Source organism: Microbacterium limosum, from assembly GCF_036324365.1.
Taxonomy (GTDB): Bacteria; Actinomycetota; Actinomycetes; order Actinomycetales; family Microbacteriaceae; genus Microbacterium; species Microbacterium limosum.
Genome location: NZ_CP137080.1, coordinates 629,549 through 653,598, shown reverse-complemented (window position 1 = coordinate 653,598; position 24,050 = coordinate 629,549). Strand labels below are relative to the sequence as shown.

The 24,050-nt window shown below is 70.6% G+C and carries 23 protein-coding genes, 1 tRNA gene, 1 other RNA gene and 1 pseudogene; 12 read left to right on the top strand and 14 right to left on the bottom strand.

The annotated features are described in order from the left end of the window. Positions 1-32: 32 nt before the first annotated feature. Complete coding sequence (locus RYJ27_RS13500; RefSeq protein ID WP_422732861.1) at positions 33-674, top strand: IPT/TIG domain-containing protein; 642 nt, start codon at positions 33-35, stop codon at positions 672-674. Further along, positions 671-1,018: a hypothetical protein gene (locus RYJ27_RS03195; RefSeq protein ID WP_330171311.1), complete on the top strand. Its 348-nt coding sequence runs from the start codon at positions 671-673 to the stop codon at positions 1,016-1,018. The genes RYJ27_RS13500 and RYJ27_RS03195 overlap by 4 nt, the downstream gene beginning before the upstream one ends. On the opposite strand, the gene recR is transcribed toward RYJ27_RS03195, so the two are convergent. From recR to pta, 8 genes and pseudogenes are all read right to left on the bottom strand, one after another. After that, positions 978-1,571 (bottom strand): recombination mediator RecR, encoded by a 594-nt coding sequence (gene recR, locus RYJ27_RS03190; RefSeq protein ID WP_330171310.1) that lies wholly within the window; start codon positions 1,569-1,571, stop codon positions 978-980. The genes RYJ27_RS03195 and recR overlap by 41 nt on opposite strands. Further along, on the bottom strand, positions 1,571-3,832 hold the full coding sequence (locus tag RYJ27_RS03185; protein WP_330171309.1) for a DNA polymerase III subunit gamma and tau: 2,262 nt from the start codon (positions 3,830-3,832) through the stop codon (positions 1,571-1,573). Before RYJ27_RS03185 ends, recR begins: the two co-directional genes overlap by 1 nt. Positions 3,833-3,875: 43 nt before the next feature. Further along, positions 3,876-6,422 carry a glycoside hydrolase family 65 protein gene (locus tag RYJ27_RS03180; RefSeq protein WP_330171308.1) on the bottom strand — a complete coding sequence of 849 codons (2,547 nt, stop codon included), beginning with the start codon at positions 6,420-6,422 and terminating at the stop codon, positions 3,876-3,878. 62 nt (positions 6,423-6,484) lie between these two features. Next, a complete protein-coding gene (locus RYJ27_RS03175) occupies positions 6,485-7,216 on the bottom strand; it encodes an HAD family hydrolase (protein WP_330171307.1) in 732 nt (243 codons plus the stop codon). Between the two features lie 111 nt (positions 7,217-7,327). Next, a complete protein-coding gene (locus RYJ27_RS03170) occupies positions 7,328-8,554 on the bottom strand; it encodes an acetate/propionate family kinase (RefSeq protein WP_330171306.1) in 1,227 nt (408 codons plus the stop codon). A 92-nt stretch (positions 8,555-8,646) separates the two neighbouring features. Further along, positions 8,647-9,540, bottom strand: coding sequence for a UGSC family (seleno)protein (locus tag RYJ27_RS03165; RefSeq protein ID WP_330171974.1), 894 nt, complete (start codon positions 9,538-9,540; stop codon positions 8,647-8,649). 22 nt (positions 9,541-9,562) lie between these two features. Next, a pseudogene (locus tag RYJ27_RS13495) lies at positions 9,563-9,736 on the bottom strand (MFS transporter); the annotation flags it as partial. A gap of 80 nt (positions 9,737-9,816) precedes the next feature. Continuing rightward, entirely contained in the window at positions 9,817-11,940 is a 2,124-nt protein-coding gene (gene pta, locus RYJ27_RS03160; RefSeq protein ID WP_330171305.1) for a phosphate acetyltransferase, read from the bottom strand. 247 nt (positions 11,941-12,187) lie between these two features. Between pta and RYJ27_RS03155 the strand changes: the two genes are divergently transcribed. Further along, positions 12,188-13,411, top strand: a complete 1,224-nt coding sequence (locus tag RYJ27_RS03155) for an IS110 family RNA-guided transposase (RefSeq protein ID WP_330171973.1) — start codon at positions 12,188-12,190, stop codon at positions 13,409-13,411. A 95-nt stretch (positions 13,412-13,506) separates the two neighbouring features. Here RYJ27_RS03155 and ffs read toward each other — a convergent pair. After that, an RNA gene (gene ffs / locus RYJ27_RS03150) (signal recognition particle sRNA small type) lies at positions 13,507-13,603 on the bottom strand. Positions 13,604-13,818: 215 nt separating this feature from the next. On the opposite strand from ffs, the gene RYJ27_RS03145 reads away from it, so the two are divergent. The 5 genes from RYJ27_RS03145 (at position 13,819) to RYJ27_RS03125 (ending at position 19,496) form a co-directional block, all read left to right on the top strand. Continuing rightward, the gene (locus RYJ27_RS03145; protein WP_330171972.1) at positions 13,819-14,787 is read left to right on the top strand and encodes an AAA family ATPase; all 969 of its coding nucleotides are present in this window, start codon (positions 13,819-13,821) and stop codon (positions 14,785-14,787) included. Then, positions 14,784-16,031, top strand: coding sequence for a DUF58 domain-containing protein (locus RYJ27_RS03140; RefSeq protein WP_330171304.1), 1,248 nt, complete (start codon positions 14,784-14,786; stop codon positions 16,029-16,031). Before RYJ27_RS03145 ends, RYJ27_RS03140 begins: the two co-directional genes overlap by 4 nt. After that, positions 16,018-18,279, top strand: coding sequence for a transglutaminase TgpA family protein (locus RYJ27_RS03135; protein ID WP_330171303.1), 2,262 nt, complete (start codon positions 16,018-16,020; stop codon positions 18,277-18,279). Before RYJ27_RS03140 ends, RYJ27_RS03135 begins: the two co-directional genes overlap by 14 nt. A 26-nt stretch (positions 18,280-18,305) precedes the next feature. Then, positions 18,306-18,393: transfer RNA gene (locus RYJ27_RS03130), tRNA-Ser, on the top strand. Between the two features lie 74 nt (positions 18,394-18,467). Continuing rightward, entirely contained in the window at positions 18,468-19,496 is a 1,029-nt protein-coding gene (locus RYJ27_RS03125) for an LLM class flavin-dependent oxidoreductase (RefSeq protein WP_330171302.1), read from the top strand. A gap of 34 nt (positions 19,497-19,530) precedes the next feature. On the opposite strand, the gene RYJ27_RS03120 is transcribed toward RYJ27_RS03125, so the two are convergent. Further along, a complete protein-coding gene (locus tag RYJ27_RS03120) occupies positions 19,531-20,025 on the bottom strand; it encodes a bifunctional nuclease family protein (protein ID WP_330171301.1) in 495 nt (164 codons plus the stop codon). A gap of 39 nt (positions 20,026-20,064) precedes the next feature. After that, positions 20,065-20,295, bottom strand: a complete 231-nt coding sequence (locus tag RYJ27_RS03115; RefSeq protein ID WP_330171300.1) for a hypothetical protein — start codon at positions 20,293-20,295, stop codon at positions 20,065-20,067. A 211-nt stretch (positions 20,296-20,506) separates the two neighbouring features. Between RYJ27_RS03115 and RYJ27_RS03110 the strand changes: the two genes are divergently transcribed. Then, the gene (locus RYJ27_RS03110; RefSeq protein ID WP_330171971.1) at positions 20,507-20,848 is read left to right on the top strand and encodes a DUF7882 family protein; all 342 of its coding nucleotides are present in this window, start codon (positions 20,507-20,509) and stop codon (positions 20,846-20,848) included. A gap of 61 nt (positions 20,849-20,909) precedes the next feature. Then, on the top strand, positions 20,910-21,209 hold the full coding sequence (locus RYJ27_RS03105) for a DUF7882 family protein (protein ID WP_330171299.1): 300 nt from the start codon (positions 20,910-20,912) through the stop codon (positions 21,207-21,209). A gap of 5 nt (positions 21,210-21,214) precedes the next feature. On the opposite strand, the gene RYJ27_RS03100 is transcribed toward RYJ27_RS03105, so the two are convergent. Next, a complete protein-coding gene (locus tag RYJ27_RS03100; RefSeq protein ID WP_330171298.1) occupies positions 21,215-21,538 on the bottom strand; it encodes a MarR family winged helix-turn-helix transcriptional regulator in 324 nt (107 codons plus the stop codon). A gap of 245 nt (positions 21,539-21,783) precedes the next feature. Here RYJ27_RS03100 and RYJ27_RS03095 point away from each other — a divergent pair, with 245 nt between their 5' ends. After that, positions 21,784-21,939 carry a hypothetical protein gene (locus RYJ27_RS03095; RefSeq protein ID WP_330171297.1) on the top strand — a complete coding sequence of 52 codons (156 nt, stop codon included), beginning with the start codon at positions 21,784-21,786 and terminating at the stop codon, positions 21,937-21,939. Positions 21,940-21,999: 60 nt separating this feature from the next. Then, entirely contained in the window at positions 22,000-22,620 is a 621-nt protein-coding gene (locus RYJ27_RS03090) for a helix-turn-helix transcriptional regulator (RefSeq protein ID WP_330171296.1), read from the top strand. Positions 22,621-22,628: 8 nt separating this feature from the next. Here the strand turns inward: RYJ27_RS03090 and RYJ27_RS03085 are convergent, their stop codons facing one another. Next, a complete protein-coding gene (locus RYJ27_RS03085) occupies positions 22,629-23,084 on the bottom strand; it encodes an SRPBCC family protein (RefSeq protein WP_330171295.1) in 456 nt (151 codons plus the stop codon). 99 nt (positions 23,085-23,183) lie between these two features. Further along, complete coding sequence (gene fdhD / locus RYJ27_RS03080; RefSeq protein WP_330171294.1) at positions 23,184-24,050, bottom strand: formate dehydrogenase accessory sulfurtransferase FdhD; 867 nt, start codon at positions 24,048-24,050, stop codon at positions 23,184-23,186.

The window sequence follows — 24,050 nt, the reverse complement described above, 5'->3', positions numbered from 1 at the left end:
TCGGCAGCCAGGGCCAGAACTGCGTCCGGAACGTGCGCGGCGGGGGCGGCGCGGGCGGGGTCGAGGGTCCGTCTGCTGGCCGCGGAGGCGGCGGCGGCACCGGATCCACGGGAGGCGCGTCGCTCGCGATCGAGGGGAGCGGCCTGGCCGACGCGACGGTGAACATCGACGGACGACCGGCGGCCGTGGTCCCATTCACCTACGTACCGCGCCCGATCGTGGCGGGCGTGGCCCCCGCGACCGTCGTGCAGGGCAGTGCGCCCACCGTCACCATCACGGGAGAGAATTTCGGCGCCGTCACGGACGTCTTGTTCGGCTCGGAGGCGGCGACGACGTTCACGATCATGTCGGACACCCTCATCAGCGCCACCGTGCCGTCGAGCCTGCGCTCGGGAGCCGTGAGCACCACGGTGGTGTCGCCCGGGGCCGAGAGCGCCACCACCTCCGCGGACACGCTCATCGTCGCTCGCGTTCAGCGTCCAGGCCGAGGACCAGTACGGCAACGCGACCATCGCCGATTACACCCTGAGGGTTTCCGAGCCCGCCCCCGCCCCGCACCGACGGACACCGCCACGCCGTCGGACACCGCCGCGTCCGCATCCCGCGGAGAGTTGGCGCGGTCGGGAGGTGCGGTCATGACTCTGCAGCGATCGATCGCGAACGTCGGCGCATGATGGTGGGAGATCTCGGCTGGAACGAGTTCAATCTCGGCATACTCGGAGCGACCGCAGCTCTGGCCGGCCTCGTGATCGTGGCGGCGAGCGTCAACATCGCGAAGATCGTGGCGTCGCGTTCCCTGACCGCGCGCCTGGGCGCCGGGATCGCGACGCTCGTGCTCGCGATCACCGCTTCCGCCCTGGCCATGTTCCCCGAGATCACCTTGGTCGCCTACGGGGCCGCGGTGCTCGCATCGGCCCTGATCGCGATGATGTTCGACGCTCACGCGGCGCGTGCGATCCTCCAGAACACGGTACCCGCTACAGGGTCCGTCGACCCTCGAAGGCGCGCCCCAGGGTGACCTCGTCGGCGTACTCGAGGTCGCCGCCGACCGGCAGCCCCGAGGCGAGACGCGTGACGCGGATCTGCAGGCTGAGCAGCAGGCGGCTGAGATAGGTCGCGGTCGCCTCGCCCTCGAGGTTCGGGTTGGTGGCGATGATGACCTCCTGCACCGTCCCGTCCGCGAGACGCGTCATCAGCTCGGCGACACGGAGATCGTCGGGCCCGACGCCGTCGATCGGGCTGATCGCCCCGCCCAGCACGTGATACAGACCCCGGAACTCGCGGGTGCGCTCGATGGCCGCGACATCCTTCGCGTCTTCGACGACACAGATGACCTGAGGGTTGCGCCGCGGGTCGCGGCAGATGCTGCAGCGGTCCTGCTCAGAGACGTTGCCGCAGATCTCGCAGAACCGCACCTTCTCTCGCACCTCCGCCAGCAGCTGCGAGAGGCGGGACACGTCGAAAGCGGGCGTCTGGAGGATGTGGAAGGTGATGCGCTGCGCCGACTTCGGCCCGATGCCGGGAAGCCTGCCGAACTCGTCGATCAGGTCTTGGACGATGCCGTCGTACATCAGCTGAACCTCGCGGGGGGCTCGTAGCGCTCTTCACGCACGAATCGTGCGCCGAGGATCTGACGGACGACGGCTTCGCCGTAGCGGTCGATGCCGTCGCTGCGCAGCGCGGACGCCGGCCGATGCGGGCGCGCGTCGGGCGCCACCGCCCGCATCGCCGCGGTGGGCGCCTGCGTCGGGGCTGCGACCACCGGTGCGCTTCCGCCCGCGCCGGCGGGGCCGAGGGTGTCCACGTCGTCGACGGGGTCGTCGTCGACCGGCGCCGCATCGTCGTCGGCGAGCACCTCGCCCTCGCGGACCGCGGGGATGGTCGCGACGAAGGCGGCCGCCGCGACCGCCTCCTCCGGGTCGTCGTCGACGGGGAACGGCGCGTAGCCCGCGGAGGGGTCTGGCGCGGGCCCTTCGCCTGCGGGGATGGTCGCGACCGCCCACTCCGTCACCGGGGCCGCGGGTGCCGCGCTCCCCTGGGGCGGACGCGACGCGCGCGGCGGCGGCGCGGCGGGCGGCGCCTGGCGGGGAGCCCGTTCGCCGGACGGTCGATCGCGCGGGGGCTCCTCGTCGTACGGCGGCTCGTCGTCCGGCGGCGAATCGTCTGCGGGTGGCGGAGGGGACGACGGGCCCTCGCCCCGCGCGAGGAATTTCACCCGCACGCCGAGCACGCGGTCGATCGCCTGGCGGAGGTCTTCGCTCGCGCCCGATCCCGCCTTCAGCTCACGGAACTTCGCGACGTCGCCCTGACTCTGGAACGCCAGCGTGAGCACTTCGTCGTCATAGGCGACGACGCGGGCGTTGCTCGCGATCAGCCAGGACGATCGGCTGATGGTCTCGAGCACTCCGAGGATCTCGGGCCACGAATCCCTGACGCGCGCGTGCGTGACCGGTGCGGGCGGGGTGGCCGGCCCGACGTTCTCGGGGAGCGCCGCATTCGCGGGAGGATCGGCGGGAGCGGGCTCGGTGGATGCGGGCTCGCCGGACGCTGGCTCGACAGGCGCGGGCTCGCGCGCGGCGGGCGCCTCTGGACGCACGGAGTGCGACGGCACCGGCCGGACCACGGGGGGCTCCGCGACGGGGCGCGCGGAAGGCTTTGCGGGCGCCGAGCCGCGCACGGTGTCCGCGCGCGGCTCGGCCGGTGCGGGGGATGCCGGTGCGGCGCCGGCCGCGGCATCCGCCGCCAGCACGCGCGCGATCATGAGCTCGAGGTGCAGGCGCGGCGACGTCGCGCCGGACATGTCATCGAGCGTGGCACTGACGAGGTCGGCGACGCGGGACAGCCGCGTCCCCCCGAAGTTGGTCGCCTGGCGACCCATGCGATCGAGCTCGTCGGCCGGGATGCCGCGGAGCACGGCGGACGCGCCGGCTCCTGTGGCCTCGACGACGATGAGATCGCGCAGCCGCTCGAGCAGATCGTCGACGAAGCGGCGCGGATCCTGACCCGTCTGCACGACCCTGTCGACCGCGCCGAACGCCGCTGCCGCGTCGCCCGCGGAGAGGGCGTCGACGACCTCGTCGAGAAGCTCGGTGTGGGTGTACCCGAGCAGCGCCACCGCCCGCTCGTACACGACGCGACCCTGGTCGGAACCGGCGATGAGCTGGTCGAGCAGCGACAGCGTGTCTCGTGGCGAACCGCCGCCGGCGCGGACGACGAGCGGAAGCACCCCGGACTCGACCTGCACGCCCTCCTCGCCGCACAGCTGCTGCACGTACTCGAGCATCGGCCCGGGCGGCACGAGCCGGAAGGGGTAGTGGTGCGTGCGCGAGCGGATCGTTCCGAGCACCTTCTCGGGCTCGGTGGTCGCGAAGATGAACTTGACGTGGTCGGGCGGCTCCTCCACGAGCTTGAGCAGGGCGTTGAAGCCCTGCTGCGTGACCATGTGCGCCTCGTCGAGGATGAAGATCTTGAAGCGGTCCCGCGCGGGGGCGAAGATCGCGCGCTCGCGCAGATCCCGCGCGTCGTCGACGCCGTTGTGGCTGGCCGCGTCGATCTCGACGACGTCGAGCGAGCCCCCGCCCGCGCGGGAGAGCTCGACGCAGCTGGGGCAGGTGCCGCACGGCGTGTCGGTCGGTCCCTGGGCGCAGTTCAGGCACCGCGCGAGGATGCGTGCCGACGTGGTCTTCCCGCAGCCGCGCGGGCCCGAGAAGAGGTACGCGTGGCCGACCCGGTCGTTGCGCAGCGCCGTCATGAGCGGCTCGGTGACCTGCGACTGCCCGATCATCTGCCCGAACGTCTCGGGACGATAACGGCGGTAGAGGGCGGCGGTCACTCCCCCAGCCTACGGCGTGGCTCCGACTTCCTCTCGGGCGGGTTCAGCTGTCCACCCCGTACCCCGCATCGTCCGCCGAGCCGGGCGCGCCGCCGACGACCGGGATCGCCTCCGTGACAGGCGGCAGGCTCGTCGTGACCGTCGGAACGGATGCCGACAGCAGCGTGCCGTCGTCGCGGCGGACGTCCTCGAACTGCTTCAGCGTGGGTTTTCCCGCCAGCACCGGCCCCTGATCGCTCAGTGGGATGACGAGCTCGCCGCCCGCCTCGACCGTGTACTGCTCCCCGCGCACCGAGAACGTCACCGGCCCCGCGTCGTCGGCGCGCAGGCGGAACGCGTCGGCGGTGATGACGATGCCCAGTTTGGCGTCGTGCCACCGCAGCGAGTACGACAGCGACGGCCAGGAAGCCGGCAGACGCGGGTCGAAGCTCAGTTCGCCGAAGTGGTCGCGCATCCCCCCGAATCCCGAGACGAGGGCTGTCCAGACACCGCCCGCCGAGGCCACATGCACCCCGTCGGAGGCGTTGTGGTGCAGGTCGGCGAGGTCGACGAAGATCGACTGCGCGAAGTAGTCCAGCGCCAGGTCCTGATACCCCACCTCGGCCGCGAGGATCGACTGCACGACCGCGGAGAGCGTCGAGTCGCCCGTTGTCAGCGGGTCGTAGTACTGGAAGTCGGCGAGCTTCTCCTCGGGCGTGAAGTGGTTGCCCTGGAGGAACAGCGCGAGCACGACGTCGGCCTGCTTGAGCACCTGGAAGCGGTAGATCACGAGCGGGTGGAAGTGCAGCAGCAGCGGACGCTGCTCGACCGGGGTGTGCTCGAGGTCCCAGACCTCCCGCTCGAGGAAAAGCGAGTCCTGTGGGTGGATGCCGAGCGCCTCGCTGAAGGGAATGTGCATCGCCTCCGCGGCCATGTCCCACCCTTCGGCCTCGGCGGGGTCGAGACCCAGCCGGTCGACCATGAGGCGGTATGCGTCGGGATCGTCATCCTGCATCTCCCGCACCGTCCGCGCGGCGAAGCGGAGGTTGAAGCGAGCCATCACGTTGGTGAACAAGTTGTCGTTGACGACGGTCGTGTACTCGTCCGGTCCGGTGACTCCGTGGATGTGGAAGGTCGCACGCTCGTCGCCCTCCCGCCAGAACCCGAGGGTGGCCCACAGCCGGGCCGTCTCCACCGCGATGTCGACGCCCTCGCGATGGAGGAAGTCGACGTCGCCGGTGGCGCGCACGTACTTCGCCAGCGCATACGTGATGTCGGCGTTGATGTGGTACTGCGCGGTGCCCGCCGCGTAGTAGGCGGACGCCTCCTCGCCGTTGATCGTGCGCCAGGGGAAGAGGGCTCCGGCCTCGTTGAGCTGGAAGGCCCGCCGGCGCGCGGCGGGGAGCATCAGCGTCCGCGTGCGCAGCGCGTTGCGCCCCCACAACGGGCTCGTATAGGCCAGGAAGGGCAGGACGTAGATCTCGGTGTCCCAGAAGTAGTGGCCGCTGTAGCCCGACCCCGTGACCCCCTTCGCCGGGACGCCCCGCCCGTCCGCGCGCGCCGCCGCCTGGGCCAGCTGGAAGAGGCACCAGCGCGTGGCCTGCTGCAGGTCGTCGTGACCGCCGATGACCACGTCGGAGCGCTCCCAGAACGCGTCCATCCAGCTCCGCTGGCGTTCGTAGATGTGCGCGACCCCTTCGGTCGCCGCCCGATCGAGCGTGCGCCGGCAGCGGTCGACCAGCTCCCGCGCGGGCACCCCGCGAGAGGAGTGGTAGGCCACCATCTTCGTCACGGTGGTGGGCACCCCCGCCTTGGCCTGAACGCGGAAGACGTTCTTGGCGATGTCGGGCTCGATGAGCGTGCGCAGTTCGTGCTCGTTGTCGGTCTCGATGAAGTGATCGGCGACGACGGCGACCGTCATGCCCGAGGCGTTGACCTGGTAGCTCAGCGTGGAGCGGATGCCGTCCTGCCAGTACTCCTGGGGCAGCAGCGTGCGCTCGGCGGCGATGCGCTCGGCCTTGCGGGGGTCGAAGCCCGCCTTGCGCGGCGCGTTCGGAGTGCCGCCGTAGACGTCCTCGCCGTCCTGCCGGTTGATGAGCTGGCAGTTGATCGCCACGGGGGCGTCGGAGTTGAGCACGGTGACCGTGAGCTTCATGACGGCGAGGTGCTTCTCCTCGAAGGAGATGAGGCGCTCGAAGTCGATCTCCACCTGCTTGCCCGACGGCGTGCACCAGAGGATGTGGCGCCGCAGCACGCCCTCCCTCATGTCGAGCTCGCGACGGTACTCCCTCACGTCGGCGACGTCGAGCGACAGCGGCTCGTCGTCGATGTAGACCCGCATGACTTTCGCATCGGGCGCGTTGACGATCGTCTGGCCCACCTCGGCGAAGCCGTAGGCCTGCTCCGCGTGACGGATCGGCCACGTCTCGTGGAGGCCGTTGATGAAGGTTCCGTGCTCGTACGCCCGGCGTCCCTCGGGGTGGTTGCCGCGCATGCCCACGTATCCGTTGCCGAGGGCGAAGAGCGTCTCGGTGACCCCCGTGTCCTCTTCGGAGTACGACGTCTCGACCAGACGCCACGGGTCGATGGGGAAGCGATCGCGATCGATCATGTCGGCGGTCTCCTTCGGGGGGCGGAGTCAGACAGAAGAGACGGGAGAGACGGATGCCGAGGTCACGGCACGAGCTCGGCGAGGTCGTGCACCACGACGTGCGCGCCGGCGGCACGCAGCTCGTCGGCGCCCGTGCCGCGATCGACGCCGACGACGAGGGCCAACCCGCCCGCGGCAGCGGACTCCACTCCGGAGATGGCATCCTCGACGGCCGCCGAACGGCCGGGGTCGACCCCCAGCATCCGCGCCGCCTCGAGGAAGACATCGGGCGCCGGCTTGGACGCGAGCCCGTCGCGTTCGGCGATCACACCGTCCATGACGACGTCGAAGCGCGACGCCAGGCCCGCGACGGCGAGCACCTCGGCGGCGTTCTTGGAGCTGGAGACGACGGCGACGGGGGTGCCCCGTTCGGCCAGGTAGTCGAGCAGCGCGACCGACCCCGGATAAGGGGCGATGCCCTCGGCGCGCAGGACGCGCGAGAACACCTCGTTCTTGCGGTTGCCGATGCCGCAGACGGTGTCCGCCGTCGGAGGGTCGGCCGGGTCGCCCCAGGGCACCTCGATGTCGCGGCTGCGCAGCAGGCTCGCGACGCCGTCGTAGCGCTTCTTCCCGTCGAGATGGTCGAAGTAGTCACGATCGGTGTACGGGGGTGTGATCTGCCATGCCGCGAAGAGGTCCTCGAACATCGTCCTCCACGCGTGCATGTGCACCTCGGCGGTGGGCGTGAGAACGCCGTCGAGATCGAAGAGCACGGCGTCGTAGGCCGCGAGGTCGGGCAGGGCGTCGGCGGTCACAGGGTCTCCAGGGAGCGGCGATTCACGGTGAGTCGGGGCGGTTCCCCGTTGCGCCTCGGTGCAAGCGTAGTGCGCCCGTGCGGACGTGTCGCGCGCCGTGGCGGCAGGGACTCATCCCGTCACGAGAAGCGTCTGCCGCGCGATCTCGAGCTCCTCGTCCGTGGGCACGACGAGGACCGTGACGGGCGCGCCCTCGGGCGAGATGGGGCGGATGCCGCGGACCCGCTCCGCGTTACGGCGGGGGTCGACGCCGATGCCGGCGAAGCCGAGCGTCGCGAGCGCTTCGGCGCGCACCCGTGGCGCGTTCTCTCCGACGCCCGCCGTGAAGGAGATCACGTCCACCCCGCCGAGCTGGGCGATGTAGGCACCCGCGTACGCCCGCAGCCGGTGGATGTAGACGTCGAAGGCGAGGGTCGCGGCATCCTCGCCGGACTCGACACCCGCCACGATGTCGCGCATGTCACTCACCCCGGCCAGGCCCTGCAGTCCGCCGCGCTTGTTCAGCAGGGCGTCGAGGTCGGCGATGGACAGATCGGCTCGGCGCGCGAGATGAAGGAGCACCGCCGGATCGAGGTCGCCCGAGCGCGTGCCCATCACGAGGCCCTCAAGCGGAGTCAGCCCCATCGAAGTCTCCACCGAGCGGCCGTCCTTGATCGCCGTCACCGACGCGCCGTTGCCGAGATGGAAGACGATCTGTCGCAGCCCCGCGAGGTCACGTCCGAGGTAGGCCGCCGCCTGCTCGCTGACGAACTTGTGCGATGTGCCGTGGAACCCGTAGCGCCGCACGCGATGCGCGTCCGCGAGCTCTTTGTCGATGGCGTACGTGTACGCCGCCGGCGACAGCGTCTGATGGAACGCGGTGTCGAACACCGCGACGTGCGGGATGTCGGGGAACGCCGCCCTGGCGGCTCGGATGCCCTGCAGGTTCGCCGGATTGTGCAAGGGCGCGAGCACCGAGAGCTCGTCGATGTTGATCTCGACCAGGGCGGTGATGAGGGTCGGCTCGAAGAAGCGCGCCCCGCCGTGCACGACGCGGTGGCCGACGGCGACGGGCGGATGCGCTTCGAGCGACGGGCCGTCCTGCGCGAACGCCTCGAGCATGACGCGGAACCCCGCGGTGTGATCGGGGATCGGCAGGTCGCGCTCGTACGTGGCCTCGTAGAGGGCGCGCGCTCCGACCTCGTCCGCCCCGCCCCCGGTGACGGTGTGGGACGCGTGTCCCATCTCCTCGCCGATGCGCTCGACGAGGCCCGATGCGAGGCGCCGCTCGGTCTCGGCGTCGATGAGCTGGTACTTGAACGACGACGAGCCGCTGTTGACGACGAGGACGGCACCCATGGTCCTACTCAAGCACACGCGCTCGGCGGGCGCCGGGCGCCGGGCGCGGAGGCGACGCCGCCCGGCGTCGCGCCGGTCGATCCTGCCGCGGATCAGACCGTCTCTGTGACGCCCAGGATGCGCAGCGCCTCGGGGACCGCCTGGTCCGCGCGGCCGCGGATGTGCTCGGCATCCAGGCTCGCGACGGGGTGCTGCACCATGACGAACTGGAAGCCGGGGAAGCCCTGCACGCTCGCCATCGCCTGGCCCGACATCGCGAACGAGTTGGAGGTGATGCTCACGGCCGGGATGCCGGCGCGCTCGAACATGATGCCGTCGGCGACGGTCGCGGCGCTGCACGAACCGCAGTCGCCGACCGCCGTGATGACGATGTCGACCTCGGAGACGATCTGCCGGAACAGCTCGTCCTTGACCGGCGTTCCGAAGTAGTCCTTCACGTAGTGCTTGACCTCGCCGATCCCGTAGTCGCGCGCGAGGTCGGCGGCGATCTCATCGAGCAGCAGCGTCGAGTTGGGCTTGGTGTTGTCGAGAAGTCCGACCGTCAACCCCGTGAGGGTGACGGGGCGCGGGGAGATGGTCAGGCCCGCGAAGACGAACGCCATCGTCAGGACGAATGCGACGTAGACGGGGTCGCGCAGCAGCCGGCCGTAGGCGGAGACCATCGCGAACAGCCTGAACGGCGCCCGGCGCTCCGGCGGAAGGCTCTCGGGGATCGCGAGGAGCGAGAGGACGAGGTACCCGGCGCTCGCCACGACGGTGCCGACGAGGATGGCGTGCCATCCGGATGCCTGGAGCAGGACCGTGCCCGACAGCGACGCGAGCAGTGGACCCACCGCGAGGGTGCCGATGAGCAGGCTGTAGGCCCTCGGGATCTGCGGACCGACGCCGACATCGGCGACGATCGCTCGCACCACGACGACGCCTGCCGCCGTGCCCAACCCCTGAAGCACACGACCGAAGACCATGAGATGGAGGTTCGGCGCGATCGACGAAGACGCTCGCGGCGGTCATGACCCCGAAGGCGATGAGGAGAACGCGTCGCCGCCCGAGGCTGTCGGAGAGAGCACCGACCACCAGCTGGCCGACGGCGACGCCGGCGAAGAAGGCGGTGAAGGTGAGCTGGATGCCGAGGACGCTCGCGCCCAGGTCGTCGGCCATGACGCCGATCGCGGGCAGGTGCATGTTCGACACGACGGGGTTGAGCGTCCACATGTGCACGCGCGTCCCCCGGAACGGCGCCCCTCCGGCGCCCGGAGCGAGGCTCAGCGAGCGTCCTGCGCCTGGATCGCGGTGATCGCGATCGTGTTGACGATGTCGTCGACGAGCGCCCCCCGGGAGAGGTCGTTGATGGGCTTGTTCAGCCCCTGCAGCACGGGCCCGATCGCGACGGCGCCCGCAGAGCGCTGGACGGCCTTGTAGGTGTTGTTGCCGGTGTTGAGGTCGGGGAAGACGAAGACCGTGGCGCGACCCGCGACATCCGATCCCGGCATCTTCGCCGCGGCCACCGCGGCATCGGCGGCGGCGTCGTACTGGATCGGACCCTCCACGAGCAGCTCGGGGGCGCGCGTGCGCACGAGCGCCGTCGCCTCCCGGACCTTCTCCACGTCGGCGCCCGCCCCCGACTCGCCGGTGGAGTACGACAGCATGGCCACGCGGGGCTCGATGCCGAACTGCTGCGCGGTGGCCGCCGACGAGACGGCGATGTCGGCGAGCTGCTCGGCGGTCGGATCGGGCACGACCGCGCAGTCCCCGTAGACGAGGACGCGGTCGGCGAGCGCCATGAGGAAGACGCTCGAGACGACCGAGACGCCCTCCTTGGTCTTGATGATCTCGAAGGCCGGCCGGATCGTGTGCGCGGTCGTGTGCGCGGCACCCGAGACCATGCCGTCGGCAAGCCCCATGTGCACCATCATCGTGCCGAAGTACGACACGTCCGTGACGGTGTCGGCGGCGCGCATGGGGGTCATCCCCTTGTGCGCCCGCAGGCGGGCGTACTCGTCGGCGAACCGGTGCACGAGGACGGCGTCGAAGGGGCTCACGATCTGAGCCGCGCGGATGTCCAGTCCGAGCTCGATCGCCCGGTTGTGCACCTCGAAGGGCTCGCCGAGGATCGTGACGTCGGCGATGCCGCGCTTGAGCACGGTCGCCGCCGCGCGGAGGACGCGGTCGTCGTCCCCTTCGGGGAGCACGATGTGCTTGCGCTCGCGCCGCGCGCGCTCGATGAGCTGGTAGCCGAACATGAGCGGCGTGACGACGGTGGCCCGCGCGACGCCCAGCGCGTTCTGCAGCTCGCCGGTGTCGACGTGGGTCTCGAACAGGGCAAGGGCGGTGTCGTAGCGGCGCTGCGAGTCGGCGGCGAGACGCCCCCGCGTGTTCATGATCCGCACGGCCGTCTCATACGTGCCGAGGTCGGTGGTGATGATCGGTACGGTCGAGCCGAGCCCGTCGACGAGCTTGAGGATCGGGTCGGGGATCTCGAACCCGCCGTTGAGGACGATGCCGGAGACCGACGGGAAGTTTCCCGACGCATTCGCGAGAAGGACCGCCAGGAGCACCTCGGTGCGGTCGGCCGGGATCACCACGACCGCGCCCTCCGTCAGGCGAGGGAGCACGTTGCGCACGCTCATCGCCGCGACCACCACGCCAAGGGCCTCGCGGGTGAGGAACTCCGGGTCGCCCTTGAGCAGGGCGCCTCCGACGGCGCGCATGATGCCGCGCATCGACGGGGCGACGAGGAAGAGGTCTTCCGGAACCGCCCAGACCGGAACGGAGCCGCGGCGGTGGGCCGCGACGGAGGAGCGGATGGCGGCGATCGTCTCCTCGAGCGCCTGGGGATCGGCGCGGTTGGCGACGACGGCGAAGAGCTCGGCGCGGCCGTGCGCGAGCTCGGTGAGCGCGAGGTCGGCGATCTGCCCCATCTCGGCCGGCGTGCGCGGCGTCGACGAGCCGAGCTGCTCCGACAGCCCCTGCCCTGCGCGTCCGCCCAGGACGAGCAGGACGGGCGCGCCGAGGTTCGCTGCGATGCGCGCGTTGTACGCGAGCTCGGCCGGGCTGCCGACGTCGGTGTAGTCGCTGCCGAGGATGACGACGGCGTCGCATTGCGCCTCCACCGCCTTGTAGCGCTCCACGATCGTCGCGAGCGCTGCCTCGGGGTCGGCCCGCACATCGTCGTAGGTGACGCCCAGGCAGTCCTCGTAGGCGAGGTCGACGCCATCGTGGGCGAGCAGCATCTCGAGCACGTAGTCGCGCTCGTTCGTCGACCGGGCGATCGCGCGGAACACGCCTACCCGGGCGGTCGCGTGACTCAGGGTGTCGAGCACCCCGAGGGCGATGGAGGACTTTCCGGAATGGCCCTCCGCGGATGTGATGAAGATGCTCTGCGCCACATCGTCCAGCCTAATGGGGGTGCATCGCGTGGCCCGGGGGGCCAGTGTGGTGTCCGAGTCCACCAGCGAGTGAGCACTCCTCCAGCCTGACGCCGTCATGAGGTCTAGGCCTAGATCGTGCCCTCGCTGGTTGGTGAGGAGGCCGTGATGGCTGCTGGGATGACGTGCTTCGAGCACTGAACCATTAGGACGCTGCGAGCTTTCTCCGGGACGAGCAATGATCAGGTTCGCGAAGGGAGCGGGGACGATGTTGTTCCTCGGTGATGACTGGGCGGAAGCCCACCACGACATCGAACTGCAGGACGAGCAGGGCGCAGTGCTGGTTCGGCGTCGACTGCCGGAGGGGGTGACGGGGTTGGCGCGGTTGCACGCGCTGATCGCGGATCATCTCGACGACGCCGACGATCCGAGCGTGGTGTTCGTGGGGATCGAGACGGATCGGGGCGGGTGGGTGCAGGCTCTGATCGCGGCCGGGTACTCGGTGTATCCGATCAACCCGCAGCAGTCGGCCCGGTACCGTCAGCGGCACTCGACGTCGGGCGCGAAGAGCGACCCCGGGGATGCGCACGTGCTCGCGGAGATCGTCCGCACCGACCGTGATCATCACCGGCCCGCGACCGGCGACAGCGACCTCGCCGAGGCCGTGAAGGTGCTGGCGCGGACCCATCAGACGATGATCTGGTCGAAGCAGCGGCAGGCCAATCAGCTGCGGTCGATGCTGCGAGAGTTCTACCCTGCCGCGTTGACCGCGTTCAGCGACGACCTCGCCGGACGAGACGCCCTCGCCGTCCTCGCCGCCGCGCCGACCCCGGCCGCCGGACGGTCACTGACCCGGACCCGGCTGGTCTCAGTGCTGCGCCGGGCGGGACGGCGACGCAACCTCGAACACCGCGCGATCGAGATCCTCACCGCTCTCCGGTCCGAGCAGCTCGAACTGTCCGGACCAGTCGCGGCCGCCTACGGCGCCGGGGTCACCGCGATCGCGACAGTGCTGACCGCGATGACCGGTCAGGTCGCTGCGCTGGAAGCCGAGGTCGAGTCGTGTTTTGGCCGGCACCCGGACGCTGAGATCATCACCAGCCAACCCGGCCTGGGGAAGGTCCTCGGCGCGAGGGTGCTCGCCGAGTTCGGAGACGACCCCGACCGCTTCGCCGACGCGAAAGCGCGCCGGAACTACGCCGGCACCAGCCCCATCACCCGCGCGTCCGGCACCCGACGGGTCGTGCTCGCCCGCTACGCCCGCAACAGACGCCTCGCAGACACCATGCACCAACAGGCGTTCTGCGCACTCAGCACGTCACCCGGCGCTCGAACGTTCTACGACGCCCACCGCGCCGCGGGAAACACCCACCACGCTGCGCTACGAGCCCTCTCGAACCGGCTCGTCGGGATCCTCGACGGCTGCCTCCACCACCCCACCCGCTACGACGAAACCATCGCCTGGGCACACCGCCACACCCTCGCCGCTTGACAACCTACGACCCCGGGATATCTAGGTCGACGGATGCCGCGCCGCGGGCCCCATCGCCCGCGAATCTCCCGCCCACCCGCCGCCGCGCCGGGGAAAAGTAAGACTCTCCGCGCACCCGGCAGAGCCCGGTTACCCTTGCTACGTTTCCGTCCTGGGGGAGTTGGCCTGGATGCCGTCACGCGGAGAGCTGCTCCTACTCTACCCCGAGCGGCTCTCACGCCCCAGTCGAGTGGCCCGGCCCCCGGACGCCGCCCGGCGGTTACGATTGCATAACGGCGTCGAGGGTGACCCGAGCTCCGGCCGTCGAGACAGGGGGCCTCATGCACGAACGCACCATCCAGGCTTCGACGCACGAAGCGGTGGCGGGCGCGTCGGACGCCCCCGGCGGTCACGCGACGCAGGCCGCCATGGACGCGGACCGCTTCCTTGAGGCGACCAGCGGCATCCTCTCGTCTGTCTCGGGCGTCATCGACGGCAAGCCCGATGCCGTCCGCATCGCTCTCGTCGCGATCCTCGCCGAGGGCCACCTGCTGATCGAGGACGTTCCGGGCGTCGGCAAGACGATGCTCGCGAAGGCCCTGGCCGCCAGCGTCGATGCGACGGTCCGGCGCATCCAGTTCACTCCCGACCTGCTCCCGAGCGATGTCACCGGCGTCTCCGTGTTCAACCCCGTCCACCGCGAGTTCGAGTTCACGCCGGGCGCGGTCTTCGCGCACATCGTGATCGCCGACGAGATCAATCGTTCCTCCCCCAAGACGCAGTCCGCCCTGCTCGAGGCGATGGAGGAGCAGCAGGTGACGGTGGACGGGCACTCGCATCCGCTCCCCCGGCCCTTCCTCGTGGTCGCGACCCAGAACCCGCTCGAGATGGAGGGCACGTACGCGCTGCCCGAGGCCCAGCGCGACCGCTTCATGATGCGGATCTCGATGGGCTACCCCGATCCGGCCGCCGAAGCCCTCATGCTGCGCCAGCGCGACGCCGTGAACCCCCTCGCCGACATCCGCCCCATCGTGAGCATGGACGAGGTCGCCCGGCTGATCGCGTTCGCCCGCGCCGTGCATGTGTCGCCCGCCGTCGAGGAATACGCCGTCGCCCTCGCCCAGGCCACCCGCTCTCACCCCGACCTCCGGCTCGGGGCCAGCCCCCGCGCGACGCTGCAGCTCGTGCGCGCCGCGAAGGTATGGGCGGCGCTGGAGGGGCGGGCGTTCGTGATCCCCGACGACGTGATCGCCCTCCTTCGCCCCGTGCTGGCGCACCGGCTCATCCCCACCAGGACCGTGTCCGGAGCGCGCTCCCGCGGGGGCACGGACACGGTCTCCGCCGTCCTCGACCGCCTCGCCGCGCACGTCAGAGTGCCGGTCGCCCCGCGCTCATGAGACGCCGCTGGCCCCTCACCCCGCGGGGGTCGGGCGCGCTCGTGCTCGCCATCGCCTGCTTCGCGCTCGCGGGCGAGCTCGGCACGGTCGAGCTGTTGTACGTCGGCTGCCTCCTCCTCGCGGTGCTCTTGATCGGCATGATCGCCCTTCGCCTCGGATCCCGCCTCGATCGAGCCGTCCGCTCGCTGCACCCCAATGTCGTCCCCGTCGGCCAGAGCGCCCACGTGCGCATAGACACGACGCTCCGCGCGGCGATGCCCGTGACGGCCGCGCGGTGGAGCGATCGCCTCCCCGCCGCCGTGACCGGGGAGTCGAAGGGCGCGCTCGACCTCGCCGCCGCGCGCACGGGCGCGGGACGCGAGTCGGTCGTGCGCTATGAGGCGACGGCGCAGCGTCGCGGCATCCACTCCCTCGGCCCCTTCGCCGTGCAGATCAGCGACCCGTTCGGCCTGACCCGGCGCAGCCACACGGGCGGCGAGCCGACGCGCCTCATCGCCGTGCCCGCCACGATTCCCCTGCCGGCGATACCGCTCTCGGTGTCGGAGTCCGGCGGGGTGCAGCAGAGTGCGTCCGACAGGCTGGGCCAGGGCACCGACAACCTCATCGCCCGCCCCTACGCACCGGGCGACTCCATGCGGAGGATCCACTGGCGTGCCACCGCGCACCGCGATCAGCTCATGGTGCGACAGGAGGAGCAGGACTCCACCCCCGCCGCCACCGTGCTCATCGATCTCAGCGCGCGTCGCTGGGATGCCGCGGCGCGCTCCGCCCCCGGCGAGGCCGAGGCCTTCGAAGCCGCCCTCTCGGCGTGCGTGTCGATCGTGCTGCGCCTCGCCCACGACGGCTGCGTCGTGCACGTGTGCGACAGCGACGGCCGCCCCCTGTGCGAGCCTGTGCCCGGCGCCGATGCCGCGGCGGAGATCGAGGCGATGCTCGTGCGCTTCGCGACCCTCACCACCCGCCGCGACGACACGCTCACGGGTGTCGCGAGCTTGTTCACCGGCGACACCACGGGGCCGGTCGCCGTCATCACGGGATACCTCGACGACGCGGATGCCGTCGCCCTCGCTCCCGCGGCGCACCATTCGACCCTCCCGGTGCTGCTCTCGGCCCATCCGCAGGCCGGAGCGCTCGATCGCGCACGCGACGCGGGGTGGCACACGGCCGCCATCGGCCCGGACACCGACCTCGCCGAGGTGTGGACCGGGCTCGCCGACCACGGGAACCGTCATGTCGTGGCCTGATCCCGCCGCGCGCCCGACCCCGTCGGCGGCGCTCGTCGTGACCGTCTTCCTCGGGGTGTGCACGTCGCTCCTGCCCCTGCTCCGCGTCGTGGAACCGGGCGGCTGGGTCGGCGGGGTCGCGGGGATCGCGATCCTCGTGCTGTCCGGCGGCCACGTCGCACGCCGCCTGCGCGCCCCGGCCTACGGGGTCGCGCTCGTCGAGGTCGGCCTGTGGACAGTCGCGATGACGGCGCTCTTCTCCGGGGGCACCGCCATCCTCGGGGTCATCCCGAGCCTGGAGACGCTGCGCATGGTGCCCGTGTCGGTCGACGCGGCGCTCGGCCAGATCCGGGACGGCGCGGCGCCTCTCGACGTCGGACAGCCCCTCGCCATGATGATCGTCGGCGCGGCGGGCCTGCTCGTCATCGCGATGGATCACGTCGCCGTGACCGCGCGGATGCCGATGCTCGCGATCGTCGGACTCGTCGCGGTCTACCTGATCCCCTCGATCGCCGCTCCCTCCGCGATCGACCCGCTCGGCTTCGCCGCTTTCGCCGGCAGCGCCCTCGCGCTGCTGGCGGTGGAGACGGCGACGCGCGAGCGACCAAGGGTGCGCGAGCGGGCCGTGCCGGACGCACCGGAGCGGCCCCGAGGGTCGGCCGCTGCGCCATCCGCCATCGCGACGGTCGCGATCCTCGCCGCTCTTGTGGTGACGCCGGCGCTGCCCGCACCGACGGGCGCCGGGTCGACCGTCGTCGCCGTTCGCGGCAACTCGATCGACCCCTCGCTCGAGCTCGGCCAGGACCTGCGGCGGCCGCAGGAGGTCGACGTGCTGACCCTGCGCAGCGACGCGCCGGCGCCCCCGTATCTGCGCGCGGTCACCCTCTCGACGTTCGACGGCGCGCACTGGGAGGCCGATCGCGGCTCGCGCCGCCCGCTCGATCAGGGACTGCAGCCCGTGACGACCCGCGCAGACGTGGAGGTCGACGAGTACACGGCGACGATCGACATCCTGAACTTCGTGAGCCCGTGGCTGCCGGTCCCCGGGGCCGCGACCGAGGTCGAGGGGCTCGACGGCCAGTGGTCGGTCTACGACTACAACCGCACCGTGATCTCGCGATCCTCGTCGCCGCAGGGCCAGGACTACGAGGTGACGTACGAGGTGCCCCGCCCCACGCTCGAGCAGATCCGCGGCAGCGAGGCGTCGATCGAGGGCTCGCGGCGCACGCTCGCGCTTCCCGGGGACGACGACCTCGTCGCACAGGTGCGCCAGCTGGCCATCGAGGTCGCCGGCGATGCGGGCAACGACTACGACACACTCGTCGCACTGCAGCGCTGGTTCCGCGGTACGAGCTTCGAATACTCTCTCAGCGCCCCCGTCGCCGACGGGTTCGACGGCTCCGGGCTGGAAGCGGTCACCGACTTCCTCGAGGAGCGCAGCGGCTACTGCGTCCACTTCGCGTCCGCCTTCACGATCATGGCGAGGTCGCTCGAGATGCCTGCCCGGATCGTCGTCGGCTACCTCCCCGGCGCCGCCACGGACGAGCGTGTCGACGACCAGACCGTGCACACGGTCGTGAGCTCCCAGCTGCACGCGTGGCCCGAGGTGCACTTCGAGGGCATCGGCTGGGTGCCGTTCGAGCCGACCAACAGCCTGGGCGTGCCGACGGGGTTCGCGGCGGCCAGCACGAGCGGGGGCCCCGCAGGCACCGACACGGGCCCCCTGCCCGAGAACGCACCACAGGAGGGCGAGGCGCCGGACGCGCAGGACCCCGGGGCCCTCGATGAGACGGCGGCACCGGATGCCGCGGCCACCCGCGTCAACACGACGCCGGTGGTGGGCCTGGTGGCCGCCATCGCTGCCCTGCTCATCACCCCAGCCCTCTTCCGCGTGGTCCGTAGGCGGGGCCGGCTGCGGGCCGCGGCGGAGGGGGACGCCGCGGCGGCCTGGGCGGAGGTGTCGGATTCCGCCACCGACCTCGGGGTACGCCCGGGCACGGGTGAGACCCCGCGCGCCTTCGGCGTGCGACTTCGAGACGCCGGCGCGCCGGAGGCACCCGTGTCGAAGATCGTCGCTGCGATCGAGCGAGCGAGCTACGCCGCGGGAGGCCGTGCCGAGGCGGAAGACCTCGCCGCGGCGGTGGAGGAGATCCGCGCCGCGCTCCGGGGAAGCGGGGACAGCCGCGGACGCTTCGCGGCGACGTTCGCGCCGGCCTCGCTGTTCACCGCGTCGCCGAGGGCGCGAGGGGCCGGCCGCTCGGCAGGGTAGGATGGTCCGCGGCCCTCGTGGGCCCTGGAGGATTCGCCTAGTGGCCTATGGCGCACGCTTGGAAAGCGTGTTGGGTGCAAGCCCTCAGGGGTTCGAATCCCCTATCCTCCGCCAATCCCCCACGCCGCCCCCGGCATCCCGAGTTCATTCACCGGAATGGAACGGGACGGCGTAGCGTTGTCGCCGACATGGAACGCTTCGGAACCCTCTCGTTCGGCCACTACGGCCCGCTCGGCGGCGGCCGCATCCTGACCGCGGGCGACTCGATGCTGCAGGCGATCGACCTCGCGCAGGGGATGGATGACCTGGGCGCGGACGGCATCTACTTCCGCGTGCATCACTTCGCCCGGCAGCAGTCCTCGCCGATGCCGCTCCTGGCAGCCATAGCCGCCCGCACCCGGCGCATCGAGATGGGTACGGGCGTCATCGACATGCGCTACGAGAACCCACTCTACCTCGCGGAAGAGGCCGCCGCCGTCGACCTCATCAGCGGGGGCAGGCTCGCGCTCGGCGTCAGCCGGGGCTCGCCCGAGAGCGTCGTGCGCGGATACGAGGCGTTCGGCTACACCGGCGGCCAGGACCCGCGGGGAGCCGACATCGCCCGCGCCCATTTCGACCTCTTCCTCCGCGCCATCGAGGGCGAAGGCCTCGCCGAGCGCGACCCCCACAGCCCCTTCGGTGGCGGCACCGGTCAGCAGATGATCGAGCCCCATTCCCCCGGCCTGCGCTCGCGCGTGTGGTGGGGCGCCGGCAATCGCGACACCGCGGAGTGGGCCGGACGGATCGGAGTGAACCTGATGTCCTCCACCCTCCTCACCGAGGCCGACGGCACGCCCTTCGACGAGCTGCAGGCGCAGCAGATCGACGCCTTCCGGGCCGCGTGGCGCGAGGCCGGCCACCCCGGCACCCCCCGCGTGTCGGTCAGTCGCAGCATCTTCCCGATCACGACGGCCGAGGATGCGATGTACTTCGGCGGCACCCAGGGCGGCGACCAGATCGGCGTCATCGACGGCATGCGCTCGACGTTCGGCAAGACCTACGCCGCCGAACCCGACGTCCTCGTCGAGCAGCTGCTGGATGACGCCGCGGTCCGAAGCGCCGACACCCTCATGCTCACGATCCCGAGCCAGCTCGGGGTGGAGTTCAACCTCCGCATCGTGGAGTCGTTCGCCACGCACGTCGCGCCGGCGCTGGGGTGGCGCGGCGCGCGGGTCTGACCCGCCCCGGCGGCGCGTGCCGCCCGACCGGGCGTCAGCCGCGGAAATCCTCGGGATCGACGTCGTTGAGGAAGCGCTTGAACTCGTCGATGCTCTCCTCGGTGCTGCCCTCGTCCGCCGTGAGGTCGGGCACCCCCGCCTCCTCCATCACCGCGTCCGAGACCCAGAGCGGGCACCCGACGCGGGAGGCGAGCGCGACGGCGTCCGACGGGCGCGCATCGACGACGCGAAGACCCGCCGTCGTCTCGAGGGTGATCTCGGCGTAGTAGGTGCCTTCTTCGAGCCGGGTGATCTCCACCCGTTCGATGCGGGATGCCGTCGCGTCGACGATCGAGCGCATCAGATCGTGGGCGAGGGGGCGGGGAGCGACCGCGCCCTGCACCGCCACGAGGATCGAGGTCGCCTCCAGCTCGCCGATCCAGATCGGCAGCACCGAACCGGCGCCCGGCAGCTCGTCCACCGGCTTGATGAGCAGTACGTGCTGACCGGTCTGGTCGAGCGCGACGCCCGCGACCCTCACCTGCGGCATGACGCCTCTCTCTCCGACATCAGCCCATGGTAGGCGTCTTCATCGGCTGTCGGAGGCCCCCGAGCCCTTCAGGAAAGGATACGTGCGGTCACGCAGCGCGTAGAGGTCGGGACCGAACACCGCCCTCATGTCCCGGGGGATCCACCCCGCGCGTTCGGCCACGAGGCCCTCCACGACCTCCACCTGAGATCGCCTCCCCTGGGATGCACGCTCGTACCCGACGGGCAGGTCGTCGACGAGCTGTCCGTCGCGCGGACCTCCATCGAGCATGAACACCATGGCTAAGAAAATATTCGCCGCGCCACGCCGTGTCCCGCGGGTTGCGGATTGTCGCCGGTAGCGGTACGCAGCGCCGCCGCGGGCCCCCCACACCACGCGGGTAATAATCTAGAAGTTGCGATATCTAGTCAAACTAGTAATCTGGATGCTGGTCGGCGCGATCGCGCATTTCGATCTCAACCAATCGGGCAGGAGAGATCTCATGGGCCAGTTGTATTACGGAACGTTCGATCAGGCGATCGACATCCCTGACCGCGTCCTCGCGCACGTGAAGGTGGTCACCGCCACCAAGTTGCGCCGGGGGGAGAGCTTCACGCTGTCGTGGCGTCATGGCGAAGACGAACCCGCCGGCCGCAGCACGCTGTGGATGCAGCCGTCCATCCCGCTTCGCTTCGTCTTCGACAATCCGGAGCCCGAGGCCCTCGATCCCGAATATCTGAAGCGCCTCGCTCATTCCGCGAATTCTTCGGCCGGAATCAGCATGACCTGGCACGAGGAGGATGCCGCGGCGTCCGCCCCCCTGAAGGCCGTTCCTGCAGCGTAGGCGAAGTAGTGAGGCGCGGCTGCGTCACTAGTTAGCCGCGGAGCGGGATAGGCTCTTTTCCGTGGGTCGTTTAGTTTATGGAGCTCAGTCTCAATCGTTCGAGGTCGAGGACAGGGCGCTCGCGCACCTGCGCATCGTCTTCTCCAACAAGCTCCGCCGCTCGGAACCCTTCTTCCTCCACATCGGCGGTGGCGACGGAACCGGCCCGCGCAGCGTGTGGATCCACCCGGCGGTTCCGCTGACCCTGCACTTCTTCGGCAGTCGCGCCCCCGCGATCAACCGCGCATGGATCGACACCCTGATGGACGACGCGAGCAGCCCCAACGGGCTCGCGCTCGGACCGGAGCCCGACGAGGCCTGATCCCGTCAGCGGCACTCGCCGTCGACGGCATCGGCGATGCCCTCGATGAACTCCGCGATCAGCCGCACGTCGTCGCTGGAGAGCCCTGCCGACATGTCGCGGATGCGCGCGGTCAGGGGATCGATGTGCTCGATGTCGACGCTCCGGTCGACCGGGATGACGAGTTTGCTTCGGCGATCTTTTTCGTTCGGCGAGAAGGTGATCAATCCGCCCGCGTGCAGGCGATCGAGGATGCCGCTCACGGATGCCGGTGAGATCGATAGGTGGTCGGCGATCTCGCCCGGGGTGAGGTCGAGGCCGGCGTCCGATCGCTCGAGGATCAGACGCATCGCCGCGCGCGCATTCTCGCTCGGACCGCACGCCCTCTGGCGGCGACGCGCAAGCTGCGATTCCGCCAACCGCAGGCGCTCGACCGATCGGGCCGCGTCCAGAACTGCTGCATCCGTCGCCATCGCTCGCCCTCGATCCTCCATCGTCATCACGTGCGACTAGTTAGCTTGCCTTACTACCTTTGCTTATCGGAGGGTCCGCGCGAAATCGGTAGGCTTGGTACGTCCCACCGTAAGGAGCCCCGATGTTCGTCATTGCCCTCATCCTCTTCGTCGCAGGCATGCTGCTCACCGGGCTGGCCTTCAACGTCGCGGGTCTCGAGGCCCTCGTCTTCGCCGGCGGAATCATCCTCGTCTCGCTCGCCTTGGCGATCCCCGTCCACTTCCCGCAGCGGCGCTGAGCGTGCTCGACCCGGCTGTCGGCCGGGTGAATGCGGGGCGCCCGGGTGGATAATGAGCGCATGGCCGGCACACGCGGCGGATACAGCGCCATCTCCAGCTTCAGCAGGGTCGAGGTGCTGCACCTCATCCAGTCGCATCCCCGACGAACGGTCGCCGAACTCGCCGAAGCGACGGGGCTGCACCCGAACACTGTCCGCGAGCATCTCGCGCGATTGCTGGATGCCGGGCACATCGTGCGGGAGACGGAGCACCGGACGACCCGGGGCCGGCCGCGTGTTCTGTACAGCGCAGCCACGGGACAGGGGGAATCGTCGAGCCCGATCGCCCGGCGGAAGGCTCGCGAGGCCGCCGCTCGCGGCGACCTGATGCGACGCGTGATGCCGTGGACAGGGGTCAGTGCCGAAGATCTCGGAACCGACGCGACCCATCAGCTCGACGCGATCATCGACCACTTGGGCGAATCGGGGTTCGATCCCCTCATCGACGAGTCGGTCCTCACGATCGATCTCTCTCCGTGCCCGCACGCGACGGCGCAGGCGGATCATCGCGACACGCTGTGCTCGGTGCACCTGGGGATCATGCAGGGGGTCCTGACGGAGGCCGGCGGGCCGCTGCTGGTGGACGGCATGCGCCCATCGTGCAATCCGGAGGACTGCGTCGTCCAGCTCACGACCCGCTGACCCTCCGCTCAGCTCTGGACGTCGCCGCGCCAGGCGCCCGTCTCGCGCGGGTGCGACTCGATGAACTCCTTGAAGTTCGCCAGGTCCTTCTTCACGGCATGGTCGTCGACACCGAATGCCGCGCCCGCCTTCTCGAGCAGGCCCGAGGGCTCCCAGTCGATCTGCACGGTGACGCGGGTCTCCGCATCCGACAGCTTGTGGAACGTCACGACGCCCGCGTGATTCTCATCGCCGCCGATGCTGTTCCAGGCGACCCGCTCGTCGGGGTGCTGCTCGGTGATCTCCGCGTCGAACTCGCGCTGCGCGCCGCCGACCGTCACGACCCACCGGGTGTGCGTGTCGTCGGTCTGGGTGATCGACTCGACGAAGCTCAGGAAGCGAGGGAAGTCCTCGAACTGCGTCCACTGGTTGTACGCGGACGATACGGGAACGTCGACGTCGATGGTTTCGATGATGCGTGCCATGGTGGGCTGCCTTTCTCTCGCGGTCCCCGCCAGGCTAGGCAGGCAGCGAGCGCCGGCGCCCGGGGTTGACACGCAGGTGCGGGTCGCATAACCGCCCGCTCAGCCCACGGCCGCCTCGGGCACGAGCACGCGGTCGGGCCGGGAGTAGACGTTCATCGTGCGACCGCGAAGGAATCCGACGAGTGTCATCCCGGACGCCGCGGCGAGCTCCACGGCCAGCGAGGAGGGCGCCGAGACGGCGGAGAGGATCGGGATGCCCGCCATGATCGCTTTCTGGACGAGCTCGAAACTCGCCCGGCCCGACACCATGAGAACCGTCCCGGTCAGCGGCAGCCGGTCGTGCAGGATCGCCCATCCGACGACCTTGTCGACGGCGTTATGGCGTCCGACGTCCTCGCGCAGCACGAGGAGCTCACCCGTCGCGGCGTCGAAGAGGGCGGCCGCGTGCAGTCCGCCCGTCTTGTCGAACACGGCCTGCTGGGCTCGGAGCAGATCGGGGTACCCCGCGAGCGCCTCCGCCTCGACCGCCGCCTCGTCGACCGACACGTCGTAGCTCGAGACCGTCTCGACGGCCTCGATCGACGCCTTGCCGCACAGCCCGCACGAGGAGGTCGTGTAGAAGTTGCGCGCGAGATCGGGGTCGGGCGGCGCAACTCCCGGCGCGAGCGAGACATCCAGCACGTTGTAGGTGTTCTCGGTGTTGCCCGCGAGGGGCCCACCCGTGCCGGGGCCGCCGCAGTGGATCGCGGAACGGAAATCGGATCCGCGGGCGATCACGCCCTCCGAGACGAGGAACCCGGCGGCGAGTTCGACATCGTGCCCCGGCGTGCGCATCGTGATGGCGAGCGAGGTGCCCGCGACGCGGATCTCGAGAGGCTCCTCGACGGCGAGGGTGTCCGAGCGGCGCACGCTCGCCCCGTCGAGGGATATCCGCGTGACGGGTCGCCGGGCGGTGATGCGTCCCAT

Coding starts and splice junctions, on each gene's coding strand:
- RYJ27_RS03135 (WP_330171303.1), top strand. CDS start 16,018: ATGTCGTGGCCTGATCCCGCCGCGCGCCCGACCCCGTCGGCGGCGCTC.
- fdhD (WP_330171294.1), bottom strand. CDS start 24,050: ATGGGACGCATCACCGCCCGGCGACCCGTCACGCGGATATCCCTCGAC.
- RYJ27_RS03145 (WP_330171972.1), top strand. CDS start 13,819: ATGGACGCGGACCGCTTCCTTGAGGCGACCAGCGGCATCCTCTCGTCT.
- RYJ27_RS03170 (WP_330171306.1), bottom strand. CDS start 8,554: ATGGGTGCCGTCCTCGTCGTCAACAGCGGCTCGTCGTCGTTCAAGTAC.
- RYJ27_RS03125 (WP_330171302.1), top strand. CDS start 18,468: ATGGAACGCTTCGGAACCCTCTCGTTCGGCCACTACGGCCCGCTCGGC.
- RYJ27_RS03140 (WP_330171304.1), top strand. CDS start 14,784: ATGAGACGCCGCTGGCCCCTCACCCCGCGGGGGTCGGGCGCGCTCGTG.
- RYJ27_RS03120 (WP_330171301.1), bottom strand. CDS start 20,025: ATGCCGCAGGTGAGGGTCGCGGGCGTCGCGCTCGACCAGACCGGTCAG.
- RYJ27_RS03090 (WP_330171296.1), top strand. CDS start 22,000: ATGGCCGGCACACGCGGCGGATACAGCGCCATCTCCAGCTTCAGCAGG.
- RYJ27_RS03110 (WP_330171971.1), top strand. CDS start 20,507: ATGGGCCAGTTGTATTACGGAACGTTCGATCAGGCGATCGACATCCCT.
- RYJ27_RS03095 (WP_330171297.1), top strand. CDS start 21,784: ATGTTCGTCATTGCCCTCATCCTCTTCGTCGCAGGCATGCTGCTCACC.
- RYJ27_RS03100 (WP_330171298.1), bottom strand. CDS start 21,538: ATGCGTCTGATCCTCGAGCGATCGGACGCCGGCCTCGACCTCACCCCG.
- RYJ27_RS03085 (WP_330171295.1), bottom strand. CDS start 23,084: ATGGCACGCATCATCGAAACCATCGACGTCGACGTTCCCGTATCGTCC.
- RYJ27_RS03155 (WP_330171973.1), top strand. CDS start 12,188: ATGTTGTTCCTCGGTGATGACTGGGCGGAAGCCCACCACGACATCGAA.
- RYJ27_RS03195 (WP_330171311.1), top strand. CDS start 671: ATGATGGTGGGAGATCTCGGCTGGAACGAGTTCAATCTCGGCATACTC.
- recR (WP_330171310.1), bottom strand. CDS start 1,571: ATGTACGACGGCATCGTCCAAGACCTGATCGACGAGTTCGGCAGGCTT.
- RYJ27_RS03115 (WP_330171300.1), bottom strand. CDS start 20,295: ATGCTCGATGGAGGTCCGCGCGACGGACAGCTCGTCGACGACCTGCCC.
- RYJ27_RS03180 (WP_330171308.1), bottom strand. CDS start 6,422: ATGATCGATCGCGATCGCTTCCCCATCGACCCGTGGCGTCTGGTCGAG.